This window comes from Burkholderia sp. AU38729 (assembly GCF_020419725.1).
Classification (GTDB): domain Bacteria; phylum Pseudomonadota; class Gammaproteobacteria; order Burkholderiales; family Burkholderiaceae; genus Burkholderia.
This window is the reverse complement of record NZ_JAIZQO010000002.1, coordinates 121,981-141,084: the sequence shown is the minus strand read 5'-3', so window position 1 is coordinate 141,084 and position 19,104 is coordinate 121,981. Positions and strand designations below refer to the sequence as shown.

The 19,104-nt window shown below is 69.0% G+C and carries 20 protein-coding genes; 12 read left to right on the top strand and 8 right to left on the bottom strand.

The window, feature by feature from the left end; genetic code table 11:
• Positions 1–12 precede the first annotated feature (12 nt).
• The 5 genes from LGM56_RS05710 to LGM56_RS05690 all read left to right on the top strand — a co-directional run bounded on the left by LGM56_RS05710 (position 13) and on the right by LGM56_RS05690 (position 2,966).
• A complete protein-coding gene (locus LGM56_RS05710) occupies positions 13–1,215 on the top strand; it encodes an amino acid aminotransferase (protein ID WP_175238704.1) in 1,203 nt (400 codons plus the stop codon).
• Positions 1,216–1,377: 162 nt separating this feature from the next.
• Positions 1,378–1,776, top strand: a complete 399-nt coding sequence (locus LGM56_RS05705) for a DUF488 domain-containing protein (protein ID WP_226203425.1) — start codon at positions 1,378–1,380, stop codon at positions 1,774–1,776.
• Positions 1,777–1,914: 138 nt separating this feature from the next.
• The gene (locus LGM56_RS05700; protein ID WP_089427535.1) at positions 1,915–2,205 is read left to right on the top strand and encodes a DUF1488 domain-containing protein; all 291 of its coding nucleotides are present in this window, start codon (positions 1,915–1,917) and stop codon (positions 2,203–2,205) included.
• 16 nt (positions 2,206–2,221) lie between these two features.
• Positions 2,222–2,461: a UDP-glucose 4-epimerase gene (locus tag LGM56_RS05695; protein WP_089497012.1), complete on the top strand. Its 240-nt coding sequence runs from the start codon at positions 2,222–2,224 to the stop codon at positions 2,459–2,461.
• A 154-nt stretch (positions 2,462–2,615) separates the two neighbouring features.
• Entirely contained in the window at positions 2,616–2,966 is a 351-nt protein-coding gene (locus LGM56_RS05690; RefSeq protein WP_226203424.1) for a metal ABC transporter ATPase, read from the top strand.
• Positions 2,967–3,011: 45 nt separating this feature from the next.
• On the opposite strand, the gene LGM56_RS05685 is transcribed toward LGM56_RS05690, so the two are convergent.
• The 3 genes from LGM56_RS05685 to lhpI form a co-directional block, all read right to left on the bottom strand.
• Positions 3,012–3,791 carry a helix-turn-helix domain-containing protein gene (locus tag LGM56_RS05685; protein ID WP_089497010.1) on the bottom strand — a complete coding sequence of 260 codons (780 nt, stop codon included), beginning with the start codon at positions 3,789–3,791 and terminating at the stop codon, positions 3,012–3,014.
• Positions 3,792–3,807: 16 nt separating this feature from the next.
• The gene (locus LGM56_RS05680; RefSeq protein ID WP_226203423.1) at positions 3,808–4,212 is read right to left on the bottom strand and encodes a response regulator transcription factor; all 405 of its coding nucleotides are present in this window, start codon (positions 4,210–4,212) and stop codon (positions 3,808–3,810) included.
• A 170-nt stretch (positions 4,213–4,382) separates the two neighbouring features.
• Entirely contained in the window at positions 4,383–5,318 is a 936-nt protein-coding gene (gene lhpI, locus LGM56_RS05675; protein WP_226203421.1) for a bifunctional Delta(1)-pyrroline-2-carboxylate/Delta(1)-piperideine-2-carboxylate reductase, read from the bottom strand.
• Between the two features lie 262 nt (positions 5,319–5,580).
• Here lhpI and LGM56_RS05670 point away from each other — a divergent pair, with 262 nt between their 5' ends.
• The 6 genes from LGM56_RS05670 (at position 5,581) to LGM56_RS05645 (ending at position 12,912) form a co-directional block, all read left to right on the top strand.
• Complete coding sequence (locus LGM56_RS05670) at positions 5,581–6,318, top strand: FadR/GntR family transcriptional regulator (protein ID WP_226203419.1); 738 nt, start codon at positions 5,581–5,583, stop codon at positions 6,316–6,318.
• Positions 6,319–6,439: 121 nt separating this feature from the next.
• Entirely contained in the window at positions 6,440–7,561 is a 1,122-nt protein-coding gene (locus LGM56_RS05665; RefSeq protein WP_226203417.1) for a branched-chain amino acid ABC transporter substrate-binding protein, read from the top strand.
• 65 nt (positions 7,562–7,626) lie between these two features.
• A complete protein-coding gene (gene lhpH / locus LGM56_RS05660; protein ID WP_226203415.1) occupies positions 7,627–8,634 on the top strand; it encodes a trans-3-hydroxy-L-proline dehydratase in 1,008 nt (335 codons plus the stop codon).
• Between the two features lie 175 nt (positions 8,635–8,809).
• A complete protein-coding gene (locus LGM56_RS05655; protein ID WP_226203413.1) occupies positions 8,810–11,398 on the top strand; it encodes a penicillin-binding protein 1A in 2,589 nt (862 codons plus the stop codon).
• 79 nt (positions 11,399–11,477) lie between these two features.
• Positions 11,478–12,359, top strand: a complete 882-nt coding sequence (locus LGM56_RS05650; protein ID WP_226203411.1) for a PilZ domain-containing protein — start codon at positions 11,478–11,480, stop codon at positions 12,357–12,359.
• 223 nt (positions 12,360–12,582) lie between these two features.
• Positions 12,583–12,912 carry a DUF4148 domain-containing protein gene (locus LGM56_RS05645; protein ID WP_069251539.1) on the top strand — a complete coding sequence of 110 codons (330 nt, stop codon included), beginning with the start codon at positions 12,583–12,585 and terminating at the stop codon, positions 12,910–12,912.
• Between the two features lie 132 nt (positions 12,913–13,044).
• Here LGM56_RS05645 and LGM56_RS05640 read toward each other — a convergent pair whose 3' ends face one another.
• Genes LGM56_RS05640 through LGM56_RS05630 form a run of 3 tightly spaced genes read right to left on the bottom strand, consistent with a single transcriptional unit; the run spans position 13,045 to position 15,361 of the window.
• Positions 13,045–13,938, bottom strand: coding sequence for a DMT family transporter (locus tag LGM56_RS05640; protein WP_226203408.1), 894 nt, complete (start codon positions 13,936–13,938; stop codon positions 13,045–13,047).
• 8 nt (positions 13,939–13,946) lie between these two features.
• Positions 13,947–14,735: a DUF2182 domain-containing protein gene (locus LGM56_RS05635; protein ID WP_226203406.1), complete on the bottom strand. Its 789-nt coding sequence runs from the start codon at positions 14,733–14,735 to the stop codon at positions 13,947–13,949.
• Between the two features lie 23 nt (positions 14,736–14,758).
• A complete protein-coding gene (locus LGM56_RS05630) occupies positions 14,759–15,361 on the bottom strand; it encodes a DUF1326 domain-containing protein (RefSeq protein ID WP_089458173.1) in 603 nt (200 codons plus the stop codon).
• A 346-nt stretch (positions 15,362–15,707) separates the two neighbouring features.
• On the opposite strand from LGM56_RS05630, the gene LGM56_RS05625 reads away from it, so the two are divergent.
• Positions 15,708–16,112 (top strand): lysozyme inhibitor LprI family protein, encoded by a 405-nt coding sequence (locus LGM56_RS05625; protein ID WP_226203404.1) that lies wholly within the window; start codon positions 15,708–15,710, stop codon positions 16,110–16,112.
• A gap of 82 nt (positions 16,113–16,194) precedes the next feature.
• Here LGM56_RS05625 and LGM56_RS05620 read toward each other — a convergent pair whose 3' ends face one another.
• Both LGM56_RS05620 and LGM56_RS05615 read right to left on the bottom strand, forming a co-directional pair.
• Positions 16,195–16,842 carry a response regulator transcription factor gene (locus LGM56_RS05620; RefSeq protein WP_006483707.1) on the bottom strand — a complete coding sequence of 216 codons (648 nt, stop codon included), beginning with the start codon at positions 16,840–16,842 and terminating at the stop codon, positions 16,195–16,197.
• Positions 16,839–18,947 (bottom strand): PAS domain-containing sensor histidine kinase, encoded by a 2,109-nt coding sequence (locus LGM56_RS05615; RefSeq protein WP_226203402.1) that lies wholly within the window; start codon positions 18,945–18,947, stop codon positions 16,839–16,841. The genes LGM56_RS05620 and LGM56_RS05615 overlap by 4 nt, the downstream gene beginning before the upstream one ends.
• Positions 18,948–19,104: the final 157 nt, after the last annotated feature.

Below are 19,104 nucleotides of genomic sequence, written 5' to 3'. Positions count from 1 at the left end.
CCGACTCAAGCCATGTTCGAACACATCGACGCGTACCCGGGCGACCCGATCCTCACGCTCAACGAGAACTTTCAGAAAGATCCGCGCGACCAGAAGGTCAACCTGAGCATCGGGATCTACTTCGACGCCGAAGGCCGGATTCCGGTGATGGGCGCCGTGCGCGAAGCCGAAACCGCGCTGCAGCGCGACAGCGGCGCGAAGCCGTACCTGCCGATGGTCGGCCTGGCCGCGTATCGCGACGCCGTGCAGGCGCTCGTGTTCGGCGCCGATCACCCGGCCCGCGCGGCCGGCCGCATCGCGACGCTGCAGACGCTCGGCGGCTCCGGCGCACTGAAGGTGGGCGCCGATTTCCTGAAGCGCTATTTCCCGGAATCGCAGGTGTGGCTCAGCGATCCGAGCTGGGAAAACCATCGCTTCATCTTCGAGCGCGCCGGCTTCACGGTGAACACGTATCCGTACTACGACGAAGCGACGGGCGGCCTGAAGTTCGACGCGATGCTCGCGGCGATCGACGCGCTGCCGGCGCGCAGCATCGTGCTGCTGCACGCGTGCTGCCACAACCCGACCGGCGTCGACCTCGATGAAGGCCAGTGGGAGAAGCTGATCGACGTGATCGAGGCGCGCGGGCTGCTGCCGTTCGTCGACATGGCGTACCAGGGCTTCGGCGCGGGCCTCGACGCGGATGCGTTCGCGGTGCGCGAACTGGCCCGCCGTGGCGTGCCGGCGCTGGTCGCGAACTCGTTCTCGAAGAACTTCTCGCTGTACGGCGAGCGCGTGGGCGGCCTGAGCGTCGTCTGCGAGGATGCCGCCGCGGCCGACCGCGTGCTCGGCCAGCTGGCCGGCGCGGTGCGCTCGAACTACAGCAACCCGCAAACCTACGGCGCGAAGGTCGTGGCAACCGTGCTCGGCACGCCCGCGCTGCGCAAGCAGTGGGAAGAGGAACTGGCGGCGATGTGCCGCCGCATCGCGCGGATGCGCCAGTCGATCCATGACGGCCTGCGCGACCACGTCAGCGGCGAGGCACTGACGCGCTACGTGAAGCAGCGCGGGATGTTCACGTACACGGGCCTGACCGAATCGCAGGTCGACGCGCTGCGCGAAGTGCACGGCGTGTACATCCTGCGTTCGGGCCGGATGTGTGTCGCGGGCCTGAACGACTCGAACGTCGCCATCGTCGCGGATGCCATCGGCAAGGTGCTGAAGAGCGGCGTCTGAGCGCGGCGCGCTCCGGCGCGCCACGCGGCTGGCCGAACCGGCTGTCTCCGCAAGGAGGCAGCCGGTTTTTCGTTGCGCGGCCGCAATGTGCGCCACCCGGCTGACGCGGGGCCACGCACGGCGGTACGATCACGGCATCCCACGCAACTCGGAAGGAAGCACATGGGCATCCGGATCATCCAGCTCGGCACGCCGCGCGCGGCCGGCGAGGGCCTGCGGATCGGCACGGTGCGGCGGCCGCCGCGCGGCGTGCCGAAGGCGGAATTCGCGTCGCGCAACTACTATGATGTATGGCTGCCGACGCTGTCGCCGAGCGCGGAACTCGTCGCCCAGGCGCAGGCCGCCGAAACCGATGCCGAATGGAACGCGTTCCGGCGTCACTTCCGCGCGGAGATGGCGCATGGCGATGCGCCGAAGGTGCTCGACCTGCTGGCGGCGCTGTCGGCGACCACCGCGTTTTCGATCGGCTGCTATTGCGACGACGAGCGCCATTGCCACCGCGGCGTGCTGCGCGAGCTGCTCGCGGAGCGCGGCGCGGCGATCGAGCCCGACGCGGGCTGAAAGCCGTTTGCAGCGGCATCGCGCAGCCGCGCCGGCACGCCGCCGCGCCGTTATCGTGCGGCGCAGCGAACCGGTTGACGTGGGTCAAGCGTGCGGGCGCGCGCGCCACTATGCTCTTGTCATGGAGCCATCACGACGATGACAGGCCGACAGATGCAGATTGTTTTCCCGCCGGAACCCCCCGAATATTGCGCACGCGACCTGGTCGTGGCGTTTTCGGCGCTGGTCGACGGACGGTGCGTGCAGTGCGCGGTCACGGCCGAGGCGCTGGAGGATCATTTCGGCGCGCCGTCGCTGCTCGAACGCGACCTGCTGGCCGCATTCGACGCGCACCGGTCGGCGATCGAGGCGATGGCACGACGCATGCTCGAGGAAATCGGCGGCCGGCCGGTGCTGCTGCACAGCGGGCACTTCCGGCTCGGAGACTGATACCGCAGGAGGGCGCATGACACTGCAGGGCAACATTCACGAACGCGACTGGTCCGTCGAAGTCGAGACGCGCCCGTGCGAATCGGGCGAATTCCGCTGCCGCGTGTCGGTCGAGCACGGCAGCGGCGCCGCGCGTTTTCATCATACGTTCGAGCACAGCCATGCGTATCCGACCGAACGCGAGGCGATGATCGAAGGGCTGCGGGCCGGCATGACGTGGATCGAGATGAAGACGTCGCAGACCTTCAACGTATGAACGGACCCGCGCCGGCGACGGCGCGGGCAGACTATCGGCCGGCAGCGATCGCAGAAATCGCGCCGTGCCACGGGCAACGCGTGCCGCCGCCTTTCGGTGGGGGCGGCACATGCAAGGCGGTCGACGAGCGGGCGGCCCCGTCAGGAGACACGACATGGGCGTGGGCATGCAGATCGCCTGCCTGGGATTCGCGGGGACCGCCGCGGTCGAAGCCGAAGCCGGCGCGCAGTTGGTGCGGCTCGAACGGTTTCGCACGCTGATCGACGGCTGTCACCTCGCCATTGAAGCGAGCGCCGACGCCGATGGCGCACGCGTGTACGACGTACGACTCGACCTCGTGATGCACGACACCGCGCGCTGGCCGCTGCCGCCGTGCGTCGGCGGCAACCTGGACGACGCGCTGCGCCGCGCGTTCATGCGGCCCGAACAGGCGCTGCTCGCGTGCCAGGCGGCCGGTGCAAGGGTGGGGCTGCGCAACGCGGCGGCCGATGGCGCGGTGCGATGATGCATCGCGCGCGGCGCCGCCAGGCGCGGCCTTGGTTCCGGGTTGTCAGACCCGTGCGAGCGCTTGCGAATCGATGATGCGCACGCGCTTGCCGCGCGTTTCGACCAGCGCTTCGCGATGGAACCGCGAGAACATCCGGCTCACGGTTTCGAGCTTCATCCCGAGATAACAGCCGATTTCCTCGCGCGTCATCCGCAGGTTGAATTCCGTCGCCGAATAGCCGCGCGCCTCGAAGCGCGACGACAGGTTCAGCAGGAAATGCGCGACGCGCTGCTCGGCCGACATCGTGCCGAGCAGCAGCATCTGGCTCGATTCGCGGACGATCTCGCTGCTCAGCATCTGGTAGAGGAAGTGCTGCATCGGCTTGATCTCGCGGCACGCCGCTTCGAGCGCACCGAACGGGATGATGCACACGACGCTGTCCTCGAGCGCGATCGCGTCGCAGCAATGCTGGCCGCCGCCGATGCCGTCCATCCCGAGCGTTTCACCGGCGATCTGGAAGCCCGTCACGTGTTCGCGGCCGTCGCGATGCATCATCACCGTCTTGAACGAACCCGCACGTACCGCATAGATGCTCTGGAACGGATCGTCGGTGCGGAACAGCGCGTCGCCCTGGCGCACCTGCCGGGTCGTGCAGATGATCGAGTCGAGGCGGCCGTATTCGGCCGCGGTCAGGTGCGGCGGCAGGCACATCGAGCGCATCGCGCACACCGAGCAGCGCGCGGCGGGATGTTTGGCGGCGTCGGCGCGCGTGACCGCGCGAAGCGGAATCGTCGGCCGGGGCGTGATGGATACGTCGGCGGCGCAGGGGGTGGCTGTGGACATGAGTCACTCCGGCTCGTCAGGGGTGGGGCACGCGAGCGTGCGCCAGGGATTCGATGACCTGGCATGCGGCGTCGAATTCGACGGTCTTGTCGAAGAAGTAGTCGGCTCCGGCCAACGCGCATGCCTCTCTGAATGCCGGCGCCGAGTGATTCGTCAGCACGATCGTGACGATGCGCGGCGCGGCCTTCGACAGCGTCCCGATCAGCTCGAGGCCGCTGCCGTCCGCCAGCCGCAGGTCGACGATCACCACGTCCGCCTGGCTGCTGCGGATATGGGTCCACGCGTCCTGGCCGTCTTCCGCTTCGCCGACGACGGCGACACCGCGGATCGCGCCGACGAGCAGCGCGATCCGCTGCCGGACGGCAGCGGCATGATCGACGAGAAATACCCGGAGCGCGGCGGGTAACTGGCTGGCATTCATGCGGGCAGTATCGTGTTGCGCCGCCGAAAATGAAATCGGCCGAATTGGAAGTTGATGTAGGCCGCTGCGACGCGTTGTAGGGCGATTCCTACAACGCGTACGGGAAATCGCCGGCGCGGCTGCGAGGGGGCGATGCCGCGAGCGCGGCCGAAGGGGGGGGCGTTGCCGGGTCAGCCGGCCTGGCGCGCAGCCAGCGCATCGCGCGCCGTGCGGCATGCGGCGAGATCCCACGCCGCACAGCCGACGCTCTTGAACAGCAGCGGCCCGGTGCGGTCGAATGCGCCGCCCAGCACGTCGGCGAGCGATGCGACGTGCTGCCAGTCGACCTGCGCGACGATCAGGTCGCCGGCCTCGTGGCGCGCGCCGGCCGGATCGTCGACGACCAGCCGGCTGGCGCGCACCGTGTTCGCGTCGATCTCGGCCGCGTCCGCGGTGAACGCGCCGACGCCGACCACGAGCCGGCCTGCGCGCGCGGCTTCGCGATAGACGGGCGTGCGGCTCGTCGTCAGCGTGACGACCACGTCGATCGCATCGGGAATCGCGTCGCCGTCGAGCGGCACGAGGCGCGGCGCCTGCGCGCGGTGCGCGGCACAGAATGCCGCTGCGCGGTCGGCGCGCGTGCCGCGCACGTGAAGGCGCGCTTCGGGAAAGATCGCGGCGAGCGCTTCCGCGTGATTGGCCGCCTGCTTGCCGGTGCCGATCAGCAGGATGTCCTGCGGCGCGGCGCCCTGCAGCGCCTGGATGCCGAGCGCGGTGATGGCCGCCGTGCGGCGCCCGGTGACCGTCGGGCCGTCGAGCGCGAAGCGCATCTCGCCGGTGGTCGCGTCGTAGGCGGTGACCTGGCCGAGGATCGTCGGCAGCCCGCGCGCGCCGTTGCCCGGGCACACGTTCACGAGCTTGTGGGTCGCGAGGTCGCGCGCGCTCGACGGCATCGACAGCATCACGCCGCCCGCCTGCAGCGGCACGACCAGGCGTTCGGGGCTGACGATCTCGCCCGCCGCATAGTCGGCGACGGCCTGCCTGAGCGTGGCGAGCAGCGCCGGGTAGTCGAGCAGCGCGGCCGTGTCGGCCGCGTCGAAAACGGGAATCGGGGAAAGAGCGGTCATCGTGTACGTCGCATGCGTCGGTGAGCGTGGACGACGGGCGCATGCCGCGCCCGCCAAGAGCTGCCGGATACCGTGACACAGGGCAGTGTGGATCGAATCTATACCACTTGCTGGCCCACCTGCAACCCAGAAAATAAAGCGCTTCGCCGGTTTTGGTTCTAATATCTGTCCAGAAGGGCCGCCATGGCCTCGATGCCGGCGCGCTCCGGTATAGTGCGAACCCATTCCCGATTCACGCCCGCGACCGGGCAGGAGCCATACGATGATGTCCGCGCGTCCCGACACACTCGAAGGCGGTTTCAGGCCGCTGCAGATCTACGAGCAGGTGGCCGAGAAGATCCGCGACGAAATCCGCGCGGGGCGCTATGCCGCCGAGTCGCGGCTGCCGTCCGAGCGCGAGCTCGCAGGGCTGTTCCAGGTCGGCCGGCCGGCCGTGCGCGAGGCGCTCGGCGCACTGCAGAACGAAGGGCTCGTGTTCACGAAGCGCAATTCGGGCACCTACGTCGTCGCGTCGCCGCTCGACGTGCTCGCGGCGCGCGGCGACACGCACCGGGCGGCCGAACCCGATTTCAGCCCGACGTCGACGCTCGACGTGCGGCTGATCCTGGAGCCCGCGATCGCGCGCCTTGCGGCCGCGCACGGCCGCGCCGACCCCGGTGCCGAACGCTATCTGGCCCAGATGGAGACCATTACCGATGTCGACGATCCGCATCAGCGCGCGCTGTGGAACGAGAGCGACCGGCTGTTCCACCGCCAGTTGGCGTTGATGACCGGCGACGCGCTGATCGTGAAGATCGCGGACGAAGTCGCGAAGACGATGGACCAGCCGCTGTGGAAGCGGCTGAAGGACGACGGCATCTACGATGCGGGCCGGATCCGGCTGTACGTGTCCGAACACCGGCTGATCTACGAGGCGATCGTGTCCGGCGACGCCGATGCGGCGGCGTTCTATGTCGAGCAGCACATCCGCCGCGTGCGGCGCGACATCACGCCCAAGTGACCGTGCTGGGCTCGTTCTGGTCTGAAAAATGACCAAAATCGACATTTTTATTTTGAAATTGCTTGCATGGTAACCACGCGTATCCTACATTGGTTTCACACAAAACCAATCAGGAGACATCATGCGACACCTCGTTACCGCGCTCTCGGTGGCCATCGCCGCCGGCGCGCTGACTTCCGCGCAGGCGCAGGAAGTGGTCATGATCGGCCATTCGGCGCCGCTGACCGGTCCGCAGGCCGCGAACGGCAAGGACAATGAAAACGGCGCACGCCTGGCCGTCGACGAACTCAACAAGGCCGGCATCAAGGTCGCCGGCAAGACCGTCACCTTCAAACTGGTCTCCGACGACGACCAGGCCGATCCGAAGGCCGGCGTGCAGGTGGCGCAGAACCTCGTCGACAAGGGCGTCGTCGCGGTGCTCGGGCCGTACAACTCGGGCGTCGCGATTCCCGCCTCGCGCGTGTACTCGACTGCCGGCGTGCCGATGCTGCCGGTCGCGTCGAACCCGGCACTGACCAAGCAGGGCTTCAAGAACATCTTCCGGATCGGCGCGAGCGACGAACAGCTCGGCGGCACGATGGCCACCTTCGCCGCGAAGACGCTGAACGCGAAGACCGCCGCCGTGATCGACGATCGCACCGCGTACGGGCAGGGCGTGGCCGAGCAGTTCATGAACGTCGCGAAGGCGAACGGGATCAAGATCGTCGACCAGGAATTCACGAGTTCGTCGGCCACCGACTTCCTCGGCATTCTCACCAAGATCAAGGCCAGCAACCCCGACGTGATCTTCCTCGGCGGCTATGCGGCACAGGGCGCGCCGATGGCCAAGCAGATGAAGCAGCGCGGCCTGCGCGCGAAGCTGCTCGGCGGCGACGGCATCTGCTCGGCCGACATGGGCAAGGTCGCGGGCGATGCGGCGTCGATCGTCTACTGCGCGCAGGGCGGCGTCGCGCTCGAGAAGACGGCGGCCGGGCGCGAATTCCTGAAGAAGTACCACGACACGTATCACACCGATACGCAGGTCTATGGCGTGAACTACTACGACGGGATGAAGCTGCTCGCCGACGCGATGGTCAAGGCCGGCACGACCACCGACAAGGCGAAGCTGATCGCGCAACTGGCGAAATCGAACTACACGGGCGTCGCCGGCACCTATTCGTTCGACGCGAACGGCGACCTGAAGGGCGCGCCGACCACCGTCTACGTGATCCGCAACGGCCTGCCGGAACCGTACGCGAAGTAACGGCCAGCCTGCCATCGGACGGCGGCGCGGCCGCCGTTCTTCGTTTCAACGCTTCCGATTCCCCCATGAAAATTTCCCGATCCCTTTCCACCGTCGAAGTCCATACGGGCGGTGAAGCGTTCCGCATCGTCACGAGCGGGCTGCCGCGCGCGCCCGGCGACACGATCGTCCAGCGCCGCGCGTGGCTCAAGGACAACGCCGACGAGATCCGCCGCGCGCTGATGTTCGAACCGCGCGGCCATGCCGACATGTACGGCGGCTACCTGACCGAGCCCGTGTCGCCGAACGCGGATTTCGGCGTGATCTTCGTGCACAACGAAGGCTACAGCGACCATTGCGGACACGGCGTGATCGCGCTGTCGACCGCGGCGGTCGAGCTCGGCTGGGTGCAGCGCATGGTGCCGGAAACGCGGGTCGGCATCGACGCGCCGTGCGGCTTCATCGAGGCGTTCGTCAAATGGGACGGCGAGCACGCGGGGCCGGTGCGCTTCGTCAACGTGCCGTCGTTCATCTGGCAGCGCGACGTGTCGGTCGAGACGCCGTCGTTCGGCACCGTGACCGGCGACATCGCGTACGGCGGCGCGTTCTATTTCTACGTCGACGGTGCGCCGTTCGACCTGCCGGTGCGCGAAGCGGCGGTGGAACGGCTGATCCGCTTCGGCGCGGAAGTGAAGGCCGCCGCGAACGCGAAGTACCCGGTCGTGCATCCGGAGATCCCGGAAATCAACCACATCTACGGCACGATCATCGCGAATGCGCCGCGCCACCCGGGCTCGACGCAGGCGAACTGCTGCGTGTTCGCGGATCGCGAGGTCGACCGCTCGCCGACGGGCTCCGGCACCGGCGGCCGGGTCGCGCAGCTCTATCAGCGCGGGCTGCTCGCGACCGGCGACACGCTCGTCAACGAATCGATCGTCGGCACGGTCTTCAAGGGGCGCGTGCTGCGCGAAACGACGGTCGGCGACATCCCGGCCGTGATTCCAGAAGTGGAAGGCAGCGCGCATATCTGCGGATTCGCGAACTGGATCGTCGACGAGCGCGATCCGCTGACCTACGGTTTTCTCGTGCGCTGAGTCGCCGCGCCGATCGGCCGCGCCCGACGCGGCCGCCCGTTTGTCGTACCAGGCTTGGCGCGTCGTTCCCGTTGCGGGGCGCGCGCCTTTTTTGCATGGGGATCGCCCGCGCAGGCGCCCCGGGTAGGTCGCCGCCAGGCCATCGCCGTCAGGCGGCCCGCGCGAGTTTGGTACGATGCACCCTTTTCAGCCGAGCTCCACCCGAGTGAATCGCCGAAACGTGTCGTCAGTGCGTGCCTTCTGTGCCAGATGGGTCGCGCGCGCCCAACCCGTCGCGGCTGCCGCCGTCGCGCGGGTCAAGCCTCTCGCCGCCACCGCGTGGCACCATGTCCGTCACCCGACGCGCCGCGGTGTGCTGCTCGCCGGCGCCGCCGTGCCGGCGCTGTTCGTGGTGTACGTGGTCGTGCTCATCCCGTTCACGCCGGGCATCGGCGACATCCGCAAGGCACGCGTCGACCAGCCCGCCCAGGTGCTGTCCGCCGACGGCAAGCTGCTGGCCGAATTCAAGCCGTCCAACCGCGAGTGGGTGCCGCTCAAGCAGATCTCGCCGCACATGGTCGACGCGTTGATCGCGACCGAGGATCACCGTTTCTACGAGCATCACGGCCTCGACTGGAAGCGTACGGCGTCGGCCGCGCTCCACACGTTCTCGGGCAGCCGCCAGGGCGGCTCGACGATTACGCAGCAGCTCGCGCGTAACCTTTACCCGGACGAGATCGGCCGTGCGCCGACGCTCACGCGCAAGGTGAAGGAGGCGATCACCGCGCTGAAGATCGAGGTGGTCTACAGCAAGGACCAGATCCTCGAGACCTACCTGAACACGGTGCCGTTCCTGTACAACGCGTACGGCGTCGAGATGGCCGCGCGCACCTATTTCGACAAGTCGGCCGACGAGCTCGACGTGCTCGACAGCGCGACGCTGGTCGGGATGCTGAAGGGCAACAGTTACTACAACCCGGTGCTGAACCCCGAGCGCGCGCTGCAGCGGCGCAATACGGTGCTCGGCCAGATGGTGAAGTACGGCAAGCTGTCGCCCGCGCAGTTTGCGCAGTTGCAGCGCCGGCCGCTGCGGATCGACTTCGAGCGCCAGAAGGAGCCGCCGGGGCCGGCGCCGCACTTCGCGCAGCAGCTGCGCAAATGGCTGATCGCGTGGGCCGACCGCAACGACTACAACATCTACTCGGACGGGCTGATCGTGCGCACGACGATCGACGCGCGGCTGCAGCAGATGGCGACGCAGGCGCTCACGCTGCAGGGCAACCAGCTGCAGGGCATCGCGAACAGCGCGTGGAGCGGCCGCGACGGCTGCGGCACCGACAACGAGGTGTTCCGCACCTTCATGCGCGAGTCGCCCGAGTACAAGGCCGCGCAGGACGCCGGCAAGGACGACGCGGCCGCGATGAAGCTGCTCGCGGCCGACCGTGGTTTCATGCGCGCGCTGTGCAAGACGAAGACCGACGTGCAGGCCGGCTTCCTCGCGATCGATCCGCGCGACGGGCAGATCCGCGCGTGGGTCGGCAGCCGCGACTTCACCCACGAGCCGTTCGACCACGTCGCGCAGGCGCGGCGCCAGCCGGGCTCGACGTTCAAGCCGTTCGTCTATGGTGTCGCGTTCGCGAACGGGATGAAGCCGGACGATACCTTCATCGACCAGCCGGTCGAGATCCCGTTGAAGGGCGGCGAGATCTGGCGGCCGAATGACGACGTGCCGCCCACCGGCAAACCGATGACGCTGCGCGACGCGGTCGCGCTGTCGCGCAACCGGATCACCGCGCAGGTGATGGAGAAGGTCGGCCCGGCTGCCGTGGCCCGACTCGCACGCGACATGGGCGTGCGCGAAAGCCCGCTCGAACGCGTGCCGTCGCTGGCGCTCGGCACGAGCCCGGTCACGCTGAAGGAGATGGTCGCGTCGTACGCGACGATCGCGAACGGCGGGTTGTATGTCGAGCCGCAGATGGTGACGCGCATCGAGAACCGCCAGGGCGACGTGCTTGCCGAATACGCGCCGGCGCCGCCCGAGCGCGCGCTCGACGCCGAAACCGACAAGACGCTGCTCAGCGTGATGCGCGACGTCGTGACGCGCGGCACGGGCGGCAGCATCCGCACGCGCTTCGGGATCCGTGGCGACGTGGCCGGCAAGACCGGCACGACGCAGGACAACGCGGACGGCTGGTTCATCCTGATGCAGCCCGGCCTCGTCGCCGGTGCGTGGGTCGGTTTCGACGACGGCCGCGTGACGCTGCGCAGCGACTACTGGGGGCAGGGCGCGCACAGTGCGCTGCCGATCGTCGGCGATTTCTTCCAGCGTGCGCAGCGCGCCCGGCTCGTCGATACGAAGGCGAAATTCGATACCGAGCCGTCGCCGGGCTGGTTCGCGTCGCTGCGCGAACGCGCGACGGACCTGTTCGACACGTGGTTCCCGCCCGACGCGAAGAAGGCGCCCGCATCGGTCAGGACGCAGCGGGTGGAGCGGGCGCCCGAGGCGGATACCGACGAGGCGTCGGCCGCCTCGGCTGCCTCGGCGCCCGAAGCGGCATCCGGGGGCATCGTCGAGGAATGGGTGCCGGCGTCCGAAGTGGCCGCGTCGGCCGCCGCGCTGTCGGCGGGCGCGTCGCAGCCGCCACCCGCGCAGCCGCCGGCGGGGGCGAGCGCGGCCGGCGGAGGCAGCGCGGGCCTCGGCGCCGCACCGGCTGCCGCCCCTTCGACCGCACCGTCCCAGGCGCCGGCACCGGCCGCGCCGGACGCAACCGGCGCATCGCAGTAACGGAGCCGTTCAGAATTCGCGCGATGCTGCCGTAATCATGTTGTCATGACAGCTCGCGCGGTCGCTCCGCGCCTCCACGATGAGGCTATCTACCGACTACGTCCCGCTCACGCGCGACGATCTCGCCGCCGGCGTCCCGCTCGGCTTCGATCTCTACGATGCCGACGGTGCCGCGCTGCTGCCGGCCGGCACGACGCTGCACGATGCCGCGCAGCATGCCTTCCTGTTCGACCATTTCCGGCCGGTACGGCGGCGCGACGACGCCGAAGCCGAAGCCTCGCCGCGCGTGCCTGACGCGATGCCTCACGCACCGCGGATGGGGTTGTCGGCGGGCGCTTCGATCGGCATCCGCCGCCGGGTCGGCACGACCCGCGGGCTGCAGCGCTGCCGGTTGATCGGCATCGCCGCGTCGGGCGCGCTGTTCGTCGAGCCGCAGCCGGCGGCCGCGCTCGACTTCGCGCGCGGCGACGACATCGAGGCCGTGGCGATCGGCCGTGCCGCGGTGTCGCGGTTCGGCGCGACGGTCGAGTCGGTGCAGGCGGCGGGTGCCGCACGGTTCCTGGTACTGTCGCCGCCCGGCTTCGTCGACCGGCTGCGCACGCGAGCGGAGCCGCGCGTGCCGGTGCGGATCGCCGCCTGTTGCGCGGGCGGGGCGGAGAGAGCGGAAGGCATCGGGATGGTGCACGACATCAGCTTGAGCGGCCTGTCGATTGCCGTCGACCGGCCGATCGCCGCAACCGGCGAACCCTTGCGCGTGCAGCTTCCGTACGCGGCCGGCGGCCGGGTCGAGCTGCTGGCGCTCGACGGCACGGTGCGGGCCGTCCATGCCGACCCGGCCGCGCCCGCGCTGACGCTGCATCACGCGGCGTTCGGCGAGACCGGTGCCGACGACCTGATCCGCCTCAAGGCGCTGCTGTTCGACCGGCTCATGGCGCCGTCGGAAACCGACCGACGGCGCTGATGCACGGCCGGACGCACGGGGCGCCGCGCCACGGTATTCAGCACGTGAATGCCGATAATCATCTGACGATTCGACGTATTCCGTGGCGATTGTCTGGTTTCCGTCAACAGTGAATTCGCGATTTAAGTATTTACCCTGATAGCGTCGCCTCCTAGACTTCTACTCATGCGCAACGACCCCGAGTCCGAAGCGCCTGACAAAACAATTCTGGAGGTAACGCATCATGAAATCGCTGATCAAGGCAGTTGCACTGGCCGCCCTGGTGGCCGCACCGGTCGTCTCGTTCGCCCAATCGAACCAGCAGCCGCTGACGCGCGCGCAAGTGCGCGCCGAGCTGGTCCAGCTCGAAAAGGCCGGCTACAACCCGAACGACTGGATGAACTACCCGGAAAACATCCAGGCCGCCCAGGCAAAGATCGCCGCCGCGCAGAACACCGGCGCGCAAGCTGATGCAACGGGCTACGGTTCGAACCCGGCCGCGGCGTCGCAATCGGGCCAGCGCGTGGTCGTGCCGGCCGCCACCGACCGATCGTCGGTGTTCTTCGGCCACTAAGCTAGGCAGCGCCCGCAAGGGCGCCCGGTTTGCCGTTTCATCCGAAACCCGTGCACGGTATCCGTGTACGGGTTTTGCATTTGGGCCGCTGGAATGGGCGGGGCTGCGTGAGCGTGCCGCGCCTGACGGGCATCACCGCGTGCTGCCCGCCCGCCGCGCCCGCGTCGCGAGCACGGTCGCGACGCCGCCGAGGATCGCTGCCGATGCGAGCGCGAGCCGCCAGGTCGGCTGTTCGGACAGGAGCAGCACGGCGCCGCACGCGGCGATGGGCGGGACGGACAACTGAACCGCCGCGGCGCGCATCGCCGTGAGGTGCCGCAGCGCGGCATACCAGACCACGTAGCCGAGGCCCGACGTCAGCGCACCGGAAAGCGCGGCGAGCGCGAGGCCGGCCGGCGTGACGTGCAGGCGGGCGGCGAGTGCGACGCTCAGTGCGAGCGCCAGCGGCGCGGCGCGCAGGAAGTTGCCGGCGGTGGTCGCGACCGGATCGACGGGGCGACGGCCACGGATCGAATAGATGCCCCATGCGATGCCGGCTGCCGTCATCAGCGCGGCGCCGCGCGGCGTCGGCGCGGCGAGCCCGGGCGACACGAGGTAGACCAGCCCGCCGAGCGCCGCGCCGAATCCGGCCCAGCCGGTCGCGGCAAACCGCTCGCCGGCATGCCATCCCGCCGCGAACATCGTCAGTTGCACCGCGCCGAACAGGATCAGCGCGCCGGTGGCTGCGCTAACGGTCAGATACGCAAACGAGAAGCACGTGACGTACACGAACAGCATCGCCGCGGCCGGCCAGTCGGCGGGCGGGGCGGGCCGTCGTGCCCCCGCACGCGCGACGATCGCGAGCATCAGCGCGCCCGATACGAGGCGCAGGCTGCCGAAGCTGGCCGCGTCGATCCGTCCGGCCTGCAGCGCGAGCCGGCACAGCAGCGAATTCGATGCGAAAGCGAGCATCGCGATCGACGTCAGCGCGACGGCGCGCATGCCCGGCCGGACATGCAGCACGAGGGCGGACTCGGGCGGTCGCATCGCGGGCCTCACGCGTGGCTGGCGACGATCAGCACGGCCGCGCCGAACAACGCGGCGCCGAGCGGCGCGGTGAGCGCCTGCCCCCATGATGCGTTCTTCTCGAGGGCCATCAACGCGGCGAGCGCCAGCATCCAGCCGAGACTGCCGGCGCCGACGACGAACATCAGCAGCATCAGCGCCCAGCAGCAGCCGACGCAGAAGAGCCCATGGCTGACGCCCAATGCAAACGCGTGACGCATCGGCGTGCGGCCGCGCCAGCGGCTGATCACGAAACTGAAGGGGGTGCGGCACCGGTCGAGGCATTGCGTCTTCAGTCCGCTGAACTGGAACGCGCCGGCGAGCGCGAAGACCGCCGCGCCGATCAACCAGCCGCGCCACGCGAGCGCCGGCACCCGCGCGACACCGGTCAGCAGCAGCCCGTGCAGCCCATGCGCGACGAGGCCGAAGCCGCTCCACGTGGCGACGTAGCCGATGCCGACGAGCGCGAGCAGGCGCGTCTGGTCGGGGCGGCTGGCGACGACGCGGGCGAACGCGTCGAACAGCGACAGCGTCGTCGGCAGCATCATCGCGAGGATCATCAGCGTCCAGCCGGCCGCGGTGAACGCGGCCGGCAGCCATAGCGCGCCGCCGGGCAGCGCGCGGCAAAGCGCGTTGAACGGTTCGGCCAACGTGCCGTCGCCGTGGTCGAGGTAGCGCCCGTAAGGACTGCGCGTCCACGCCCACAGGGTGAGCCAGGCGAACGCGACGAGACTCGCGAGCACGAGCGGAAACAGGCGCCGGTGCAGCGATGCGGCCATGACCGTGGGCGTGCGATCGCGCGTCACGCGTCGAACCGGAACGTGCTCTGCAGCGCGTTGTGATTCTTCAGGTCGACGTCGATGCCGATCGCCGCGTTCTTCGACCGGTAGACGGGCGCCTTGCCGACGAACACCGGCGCGCCGGGCACCGTCGAGAACACGGTGTCGGTCAGCGTCGTCTGCGCGCCGCTCGGGCCGAGGTACGGCTCGAGTTCCGCGTGGTAGTCGGTGCCGATCGACAGCGTGCCACGAGCCCCCTCGACATTGAACGTGATGGGCGCGCGTTCGATCGACACGACCGTGCCGATCAGTTTCGCGAGTTCGGCGATGGGGCCGCCGGCCTGGCCCGTGTAGACCCTGAGGAGCGCCTGCTCCTGCGCTTCGGACGCCGTGTCGCTGACGTAGATCGCAGCCGTCCAGTTGCCTTCGAGGATGTTGCCGGGCACCCGGCACACGGCGGCGATCGTGTTGCCGCCCACGTCGACGCCGTCGACGGTGCCTTTGTCGACATGCCACGCGACGATCGTGTCGCAGACGCCGAAATCGGGATCCTCGCCGATCCAGCACGGGCAGAGTACGCGACAGTTGCAGACCTCGAGCAGACGGCCTTCAAGGTGATAACTCATGATTCCCTCCAGGGGGCGACGGCGAAGGCACGTCGGGCCGGGGGGAGGAGGCTGGCAGACGAATCGTCACCCCGCTCGGCGATGCGAACGCGAAATGCGCTGAGGAATGCGCGGAAGCGGAGACGGGATGGATGCGATAGCGCGGGCCTGAAGCGGCGTATCGATTTTCAAGTGTAGGTGCGAAGGGGCGATATGCAAGCCGTCGCGGGCTGCGACACCGGCTGACAAGCCGGCGCGCGTGCGCTAGCATCGCGATCGGTGTCGCCCCGAGACGGCGGCCGATGCGCGACCGCGCGGCAAGCCCGGCACCGGGTTCCACGACTTCAACGAACAACAAGGAGCATCCATGCGTGTCTTGACCGGTCTGCTGTGCTCGCTCGCACTGGCGGCGAACCTCGCCCACGCGCAGGCGAATTGTGCCGACGCGACGGATCAGGCGGCGATGACGGCGTGCGCCGATCGCGCGTACAAGAAAACCGACGGGGAACTGAACCGGACGTACCAGGCCGTCACCGCGCGCCTGCGCGATACGCGGCCGCTCGCCGACAAACTCGTGAATGCGCAGCGTGCGTGGATCGCGTACCGCGATGCCGAATGCAGCTTCTCCAGCGCGAACGCCGAGGGCGGCAGCGTGTATCCGATGGTCGTGTCGACCTGCCTGGACGATCTGACGAAAGCCCGTACCGAAACGCTGAAGGGCTATCTGTCGTGCGAGGAAGGCGATCTCGCGTGCCCCGTGCCGGCCAAGTAAGCGGGTAAGCGGGGTGCTCCGCCCGGCTGCAGGCCGTGCGGCCGGCGGCACCTGAGATCCAGGCGGGGCCGGGCGTCGTCCGCTACACGTCGTCCGTTTCGTCGAGCAGCTTGTGCCGCATCGCGTAACGCACCAGCGCCGCTTCGTGCGGCATCTGCATCTTTTCCAGGATCCGCGTCTTGTAGGTGCTGACCGTCTTCGCGCTCACGCACAGCGCGTTGGCGATCTCCGTCAGCGTCTGGCCGGCGGCGATCCGCCGGAACACGTCGAATTCGCGGTCGGACAGCCGCTGGTGCGGCAGCGTCTCGGCCGGCTCGTTCAGGCTCTGCGCGAACTGCTCGGCCATCGCGAGGCTCACGTAGACGCCGCCTGACGCGACCTTCGTGACCGCGCCGACCAGTTCGGCGCTCGCGCTTTCCTTCGTCAGATACCCGGACGCGCCGGCGCGGAACGCGCGCACCGCGTACTGCTGCTCCGCGTGCATGGTCAGCACGAGGACGCGCAGCGCGGGCTTCTCGTCCTTGATCTGCTTGATCAGCTCGACGCCGTTGCGGCCCGGCATCGACAGGTCGAGCACGAGCACCTGCGCGGGCGTGGCGCGCACGAGCGCGATCGTCGACGGGCCGTCGCAGGCTTCGCCGGCCACCTCGAATCCGGTGGCGTTCTGGAGGATGTGCCGCAGACCGTCGCGTACGAGCGTATGGTCGTCGGCGATGAGCACCTTGATCATGTGATGAGCGTTTCCTGTTGGACGGTACTGAGCGGGAGCGCGACGGTGATCGAGAAACCGCGCGCGAGCGCGGTGTCGATCGTCACGCTGCCGCCCAGCATGTGGGCGCGTTCGCGAATGCCGATCAGGCCGAACGATTTGTCTTCATGGGCCGGGCCGCCGGGCGCCGAGCCGCGGCCGTTGTCCGCGACACGCAACACGCAGAAGCCTTCCTCGACGTCGAGCCGCAGCGCGACGCGCGTCGCATCCGCGTGGCGCGCGACGTTCGTCAGCGCTTCCTGGACGATCCGGAACAACGTGGTCGCGCCCGCGCTGGTGAACGTGAGCCCGCCGGTTTCGATGTGCCGCTCGACATCGATCCCGTAGCGGTTCGTGAAATCGTTCGCGAGCCATTCGATCGCCGGCACGAGGCCGAGATCGTCTAGCATCACGGGCCGCAGGTCGGCCGCGATGCGCCGCACCGACGCGACCGTCGCGTCGATCAGCCGTCGCATGCCCTGCAGGTGCGTCTGCACGTCTTCGTCGGGTTGCGTGCGACCCGGCACGCGCAGCTGCTGTTCGACCACCGACAGATCCATCTTCAGCGCGGTGAGCTGCTGGCCGAGGTCGTCGTGCAGTTCGCGCGCGATGCGGGTTTTTTCCTCTTCGCGCACGTTCTGCAGGTTCGCCGACAGTTCGCGCAATTCCTCGCGCGACTGCTTGAGCGCGTTATCGGCGCGCTGCCGCTCGGTGATGTCGCGCAGCATCACCGTATAGAGCTTGCCCGACGCGTCGCGGATCTGCGAGATCGACGCCTCGATCGGGAATTCCTCGCCGTTGGCGCGCAACCCGAACAGCACCCGCTGGCGGCCCATCTGGCGCTCGGACACGCCCGTCACGCCGAACTGGTCGACGTGCTTGGCGTGCGCGGCGCGGAACCGCTCGGGGATGAAGCGCGACAGCGGCGCACCGATCGCCTCCATCGCGGATACGCCGAACACCTGCTCGGCCATCGGATTGAAGATCACGACCGTCTGTTTTTCGTCGATCGTGATGATCGCTTCCATCGACGAACGGATGATGCCCATCATCCGCGCCTCGTTGAGGATGCCGCGGCTGCTCGCGCCCGGATCGGCGGCGGAGCGGCCGCGCAGCAGCGCATGGATCAGCACCGCGAACGCGATCGACGCGATCAGGCCCGCGGCGAGCACGGTGCCGGCCGCGCGCTGCGCGCCGGTGGCGCTCGGGCGGCCGTCCGCGGAATACGCGAGCGTCAGCACGGTACCGCCGAAATTCAGCTCGTCGGTGCGCCGCATCAGGTCGGGCGATGCCGACGCCTCGTCGGTCGTCGTTTCGACGCTGACGATCGCGCGCCGATCGCCGCCGGCGGTGATCCACACGTCGATCCCGCGTTCCGCGTCGAGCGCACGCTCGACCAGGCGCCGCGGGCTCAACGCCGCGAACAGCACGCCGTCGGCGCCGGTTTCGCGCAGGCCGGGCGGTGCGGCGGCCGCATGCGGTGACGCGGCGACCGGCAGGAACAGCGTGAAGGTGCGGGCGTCGCGGGACGTGTCGTCGTCGGCCGGGTGGACGCCGAGCGCGACGTCGCCCGTCTGCAGCGCGCGCGTGAGCGGCGCCGCATCGGACGCGCCGAAGCGCACGACCGGTGAATTCGACGCCGGTGCGCTGAGCGCGGCGGTCGCGAGCGTGCCGGCCGGCATCGGCTTCGCGCCGGCGAGGGCCGTGCGCGTCGCGGGCGGCAGCGGGGCATAGCCGATCTGGCGAACCGGCGAGCGCCCGCTGTCGAGGTCGAGCATCTCCGCATACCGGCGCCATTGTTCGGGCGTCATGCCCGGGACGAGGTTGAACGCGCCGCGCGCGCCTTCGAGCACGGCCGCGCTGGATTGCAGCTCATGGCGGAGCATCGCCGTCACATGCGTCGTGCGGCGTTCGAAACGCGTGTGGACGGCGCCTTGCCACTGCTCGCGCACGAGCAGCGCGACGCCGAGCGACAGCACGGCGCCGGCGCACAGGGCAACGACGCTGGACGCGAGCGGCTGGCGTAACATGGTCTGGAGGCGCGTGGGCCCTCGGGTGTCACGCGTCGGGGTTCCACTTGCGGTCATTCGATTGGCATTCTGTTGTCAGGGGCCGCCCCCTGGCACCGGGAGCGGCACAGCAAAACCGGGCGAAACTCGCACCGGCTGCGCGCAACGTCTAATTTCAAGATGAAATTGTGCGCGATTTACATGTTTTTTGTAATGGGGTCACTGGAAATTGCGG

Bases quoted from the DNA above. Each gene is read 5' to 3' on its own strand.
- LGM56_RS05665 (WP_226203417.1), top strand. From the start codon at position 6,440: ATGCGACACCTCGTTACCGCGCTCTCGGTGGCCATCGCCGCCGGCGCG.
- LGM56_RS05620 (WP_006483707.1), bottom strand. From the start codon at position 16,842: ATGATCAAGGTGCTCATCGCCGACGACCATACGCTCGTACGCGACGGT.
- LGM56_RS05635 (WP_226203406.1), bottom strand. From the start codon at position 14,735: ATGGCCGCATCGCTGCACCGGCGCCTGTTTCCGCTCGTGCTCGCGAGT.
- LGM56_RS05710 (WP_175238704.1), top strand. From the start codon at position 13: ATGTTCGAACACATCGACGCGTACCCGGGCGACCCGATCCTCACGCTC.
- lhpI (WP_226203421.1), bottom strand. From the start codon at position 5,318: ATGACCGCTCTTTCCCCGATTCCCGTTTTCGACGCGGCCGACACGGCC.
- LGM56_RS05705 (WP_226203425.1), top strand. From the start codon at position 1,378: ATGGGCATCCGGATCATCCAGCTCGGCACGCCGCGCGCGGCCGGCGAG.
- LGM56_RS05700 (WP_089427535.1), top strand. From the start codon at position 1,915: ATGACAGGCCGACAGATGCAGATTGTTTTCCCGCCGGAACCCCCCGAA.
- LGM56_RS05630 (WP_089458173.1), bottom strand. From the start codon at position 15,361: ATGAGTTATCACCTTGAAGGCCGTCTGCTCGAGGTCTGCAACTGTCGC.
- LGM56_RS05650 (WP_226203411.1), top strand. From the start codon at position 11,478: ATGAGGCTATCTACCGACTACGTCCCGCTCACGCGCGACGATCTCGCC.
- LGM56_RS05625 (WP_226203404.1), top strand. From the start codon at position 15,708: ATGCGTGTCTTGACCGGTCTGCTGTGCTCGCTCGCACTGGCGGCGAAC.
- LGM56_RS05690 (WP_226203424.1), top strand. From the start codon at position 2,616: ATGGGCGTGGGCATGCAGATCGCCTGCCTGGGATTCGCGGGGACCGCC.
- LGM56_RS05645 (WP_069251539.1), top strand. From the start codon at position 12,583: ATGAAATCGCTGATCAAGGCAGTTGCACTGGCCGCCCTGGTGGCCGCA.
- LGM56_RS05670 (WP_226203419.1), top strand. From the start codon at position 5,581: ATGATGTCCGCGCGTCCCGACACACTCGAAGGCGGTTTCAGGCCGCTG.
- LGM56_RS05695 (WP_089497012.1), top strand. From the start codon at position 2,222: ATGACACTGCAGGGCAACATTCACGAACGCGACTGGTCCGTCGAAGTC.
- LGM56_RS05685 (WP_089497010.1), bottom strand. From the start codon at position 3,791: ATGTCCACAGCCACCCCCTGCGCCGCCGACGTATCCATCACGCCCCGG.
- LGM56_RS05640 (WP_226203408.1), bottom strand. From the start codon at position 13,938: ATGCGACCGCCCGAGTCCGCCCTCGTGCTGCATGTCCGGCCGGGCATG.
- lhpH (WP_226203415.1), top strand. From the start codon at position 7,627: ATGAAAATTTCCCGATCCCTTTCCACCGTCGAAGTCCATACGGGCGGT.
- LGM56_RS05655 (WP_226203413.1), top strand. From the start codon at position 8,810: ATGCACCCTTTTCAGCCGAGCTCCACCCGAGTGAATCGCCGAAACGTG.
- LGM56_RS05680 (WP_226203423.1), bottom strand. From the start codon at position 4,212: ATGAATGCCAGCCAGTTACCCGCCGCGCTCCGGGTATTTCTCGTCGAT.
- LGM56_RS05615 (WP_226203402.1), bottom strand. From the start codon at position 18,947: ATGACCGCAAGTGGAACCCCGACGCGTGACACCCGAGGGCCCACGCGC.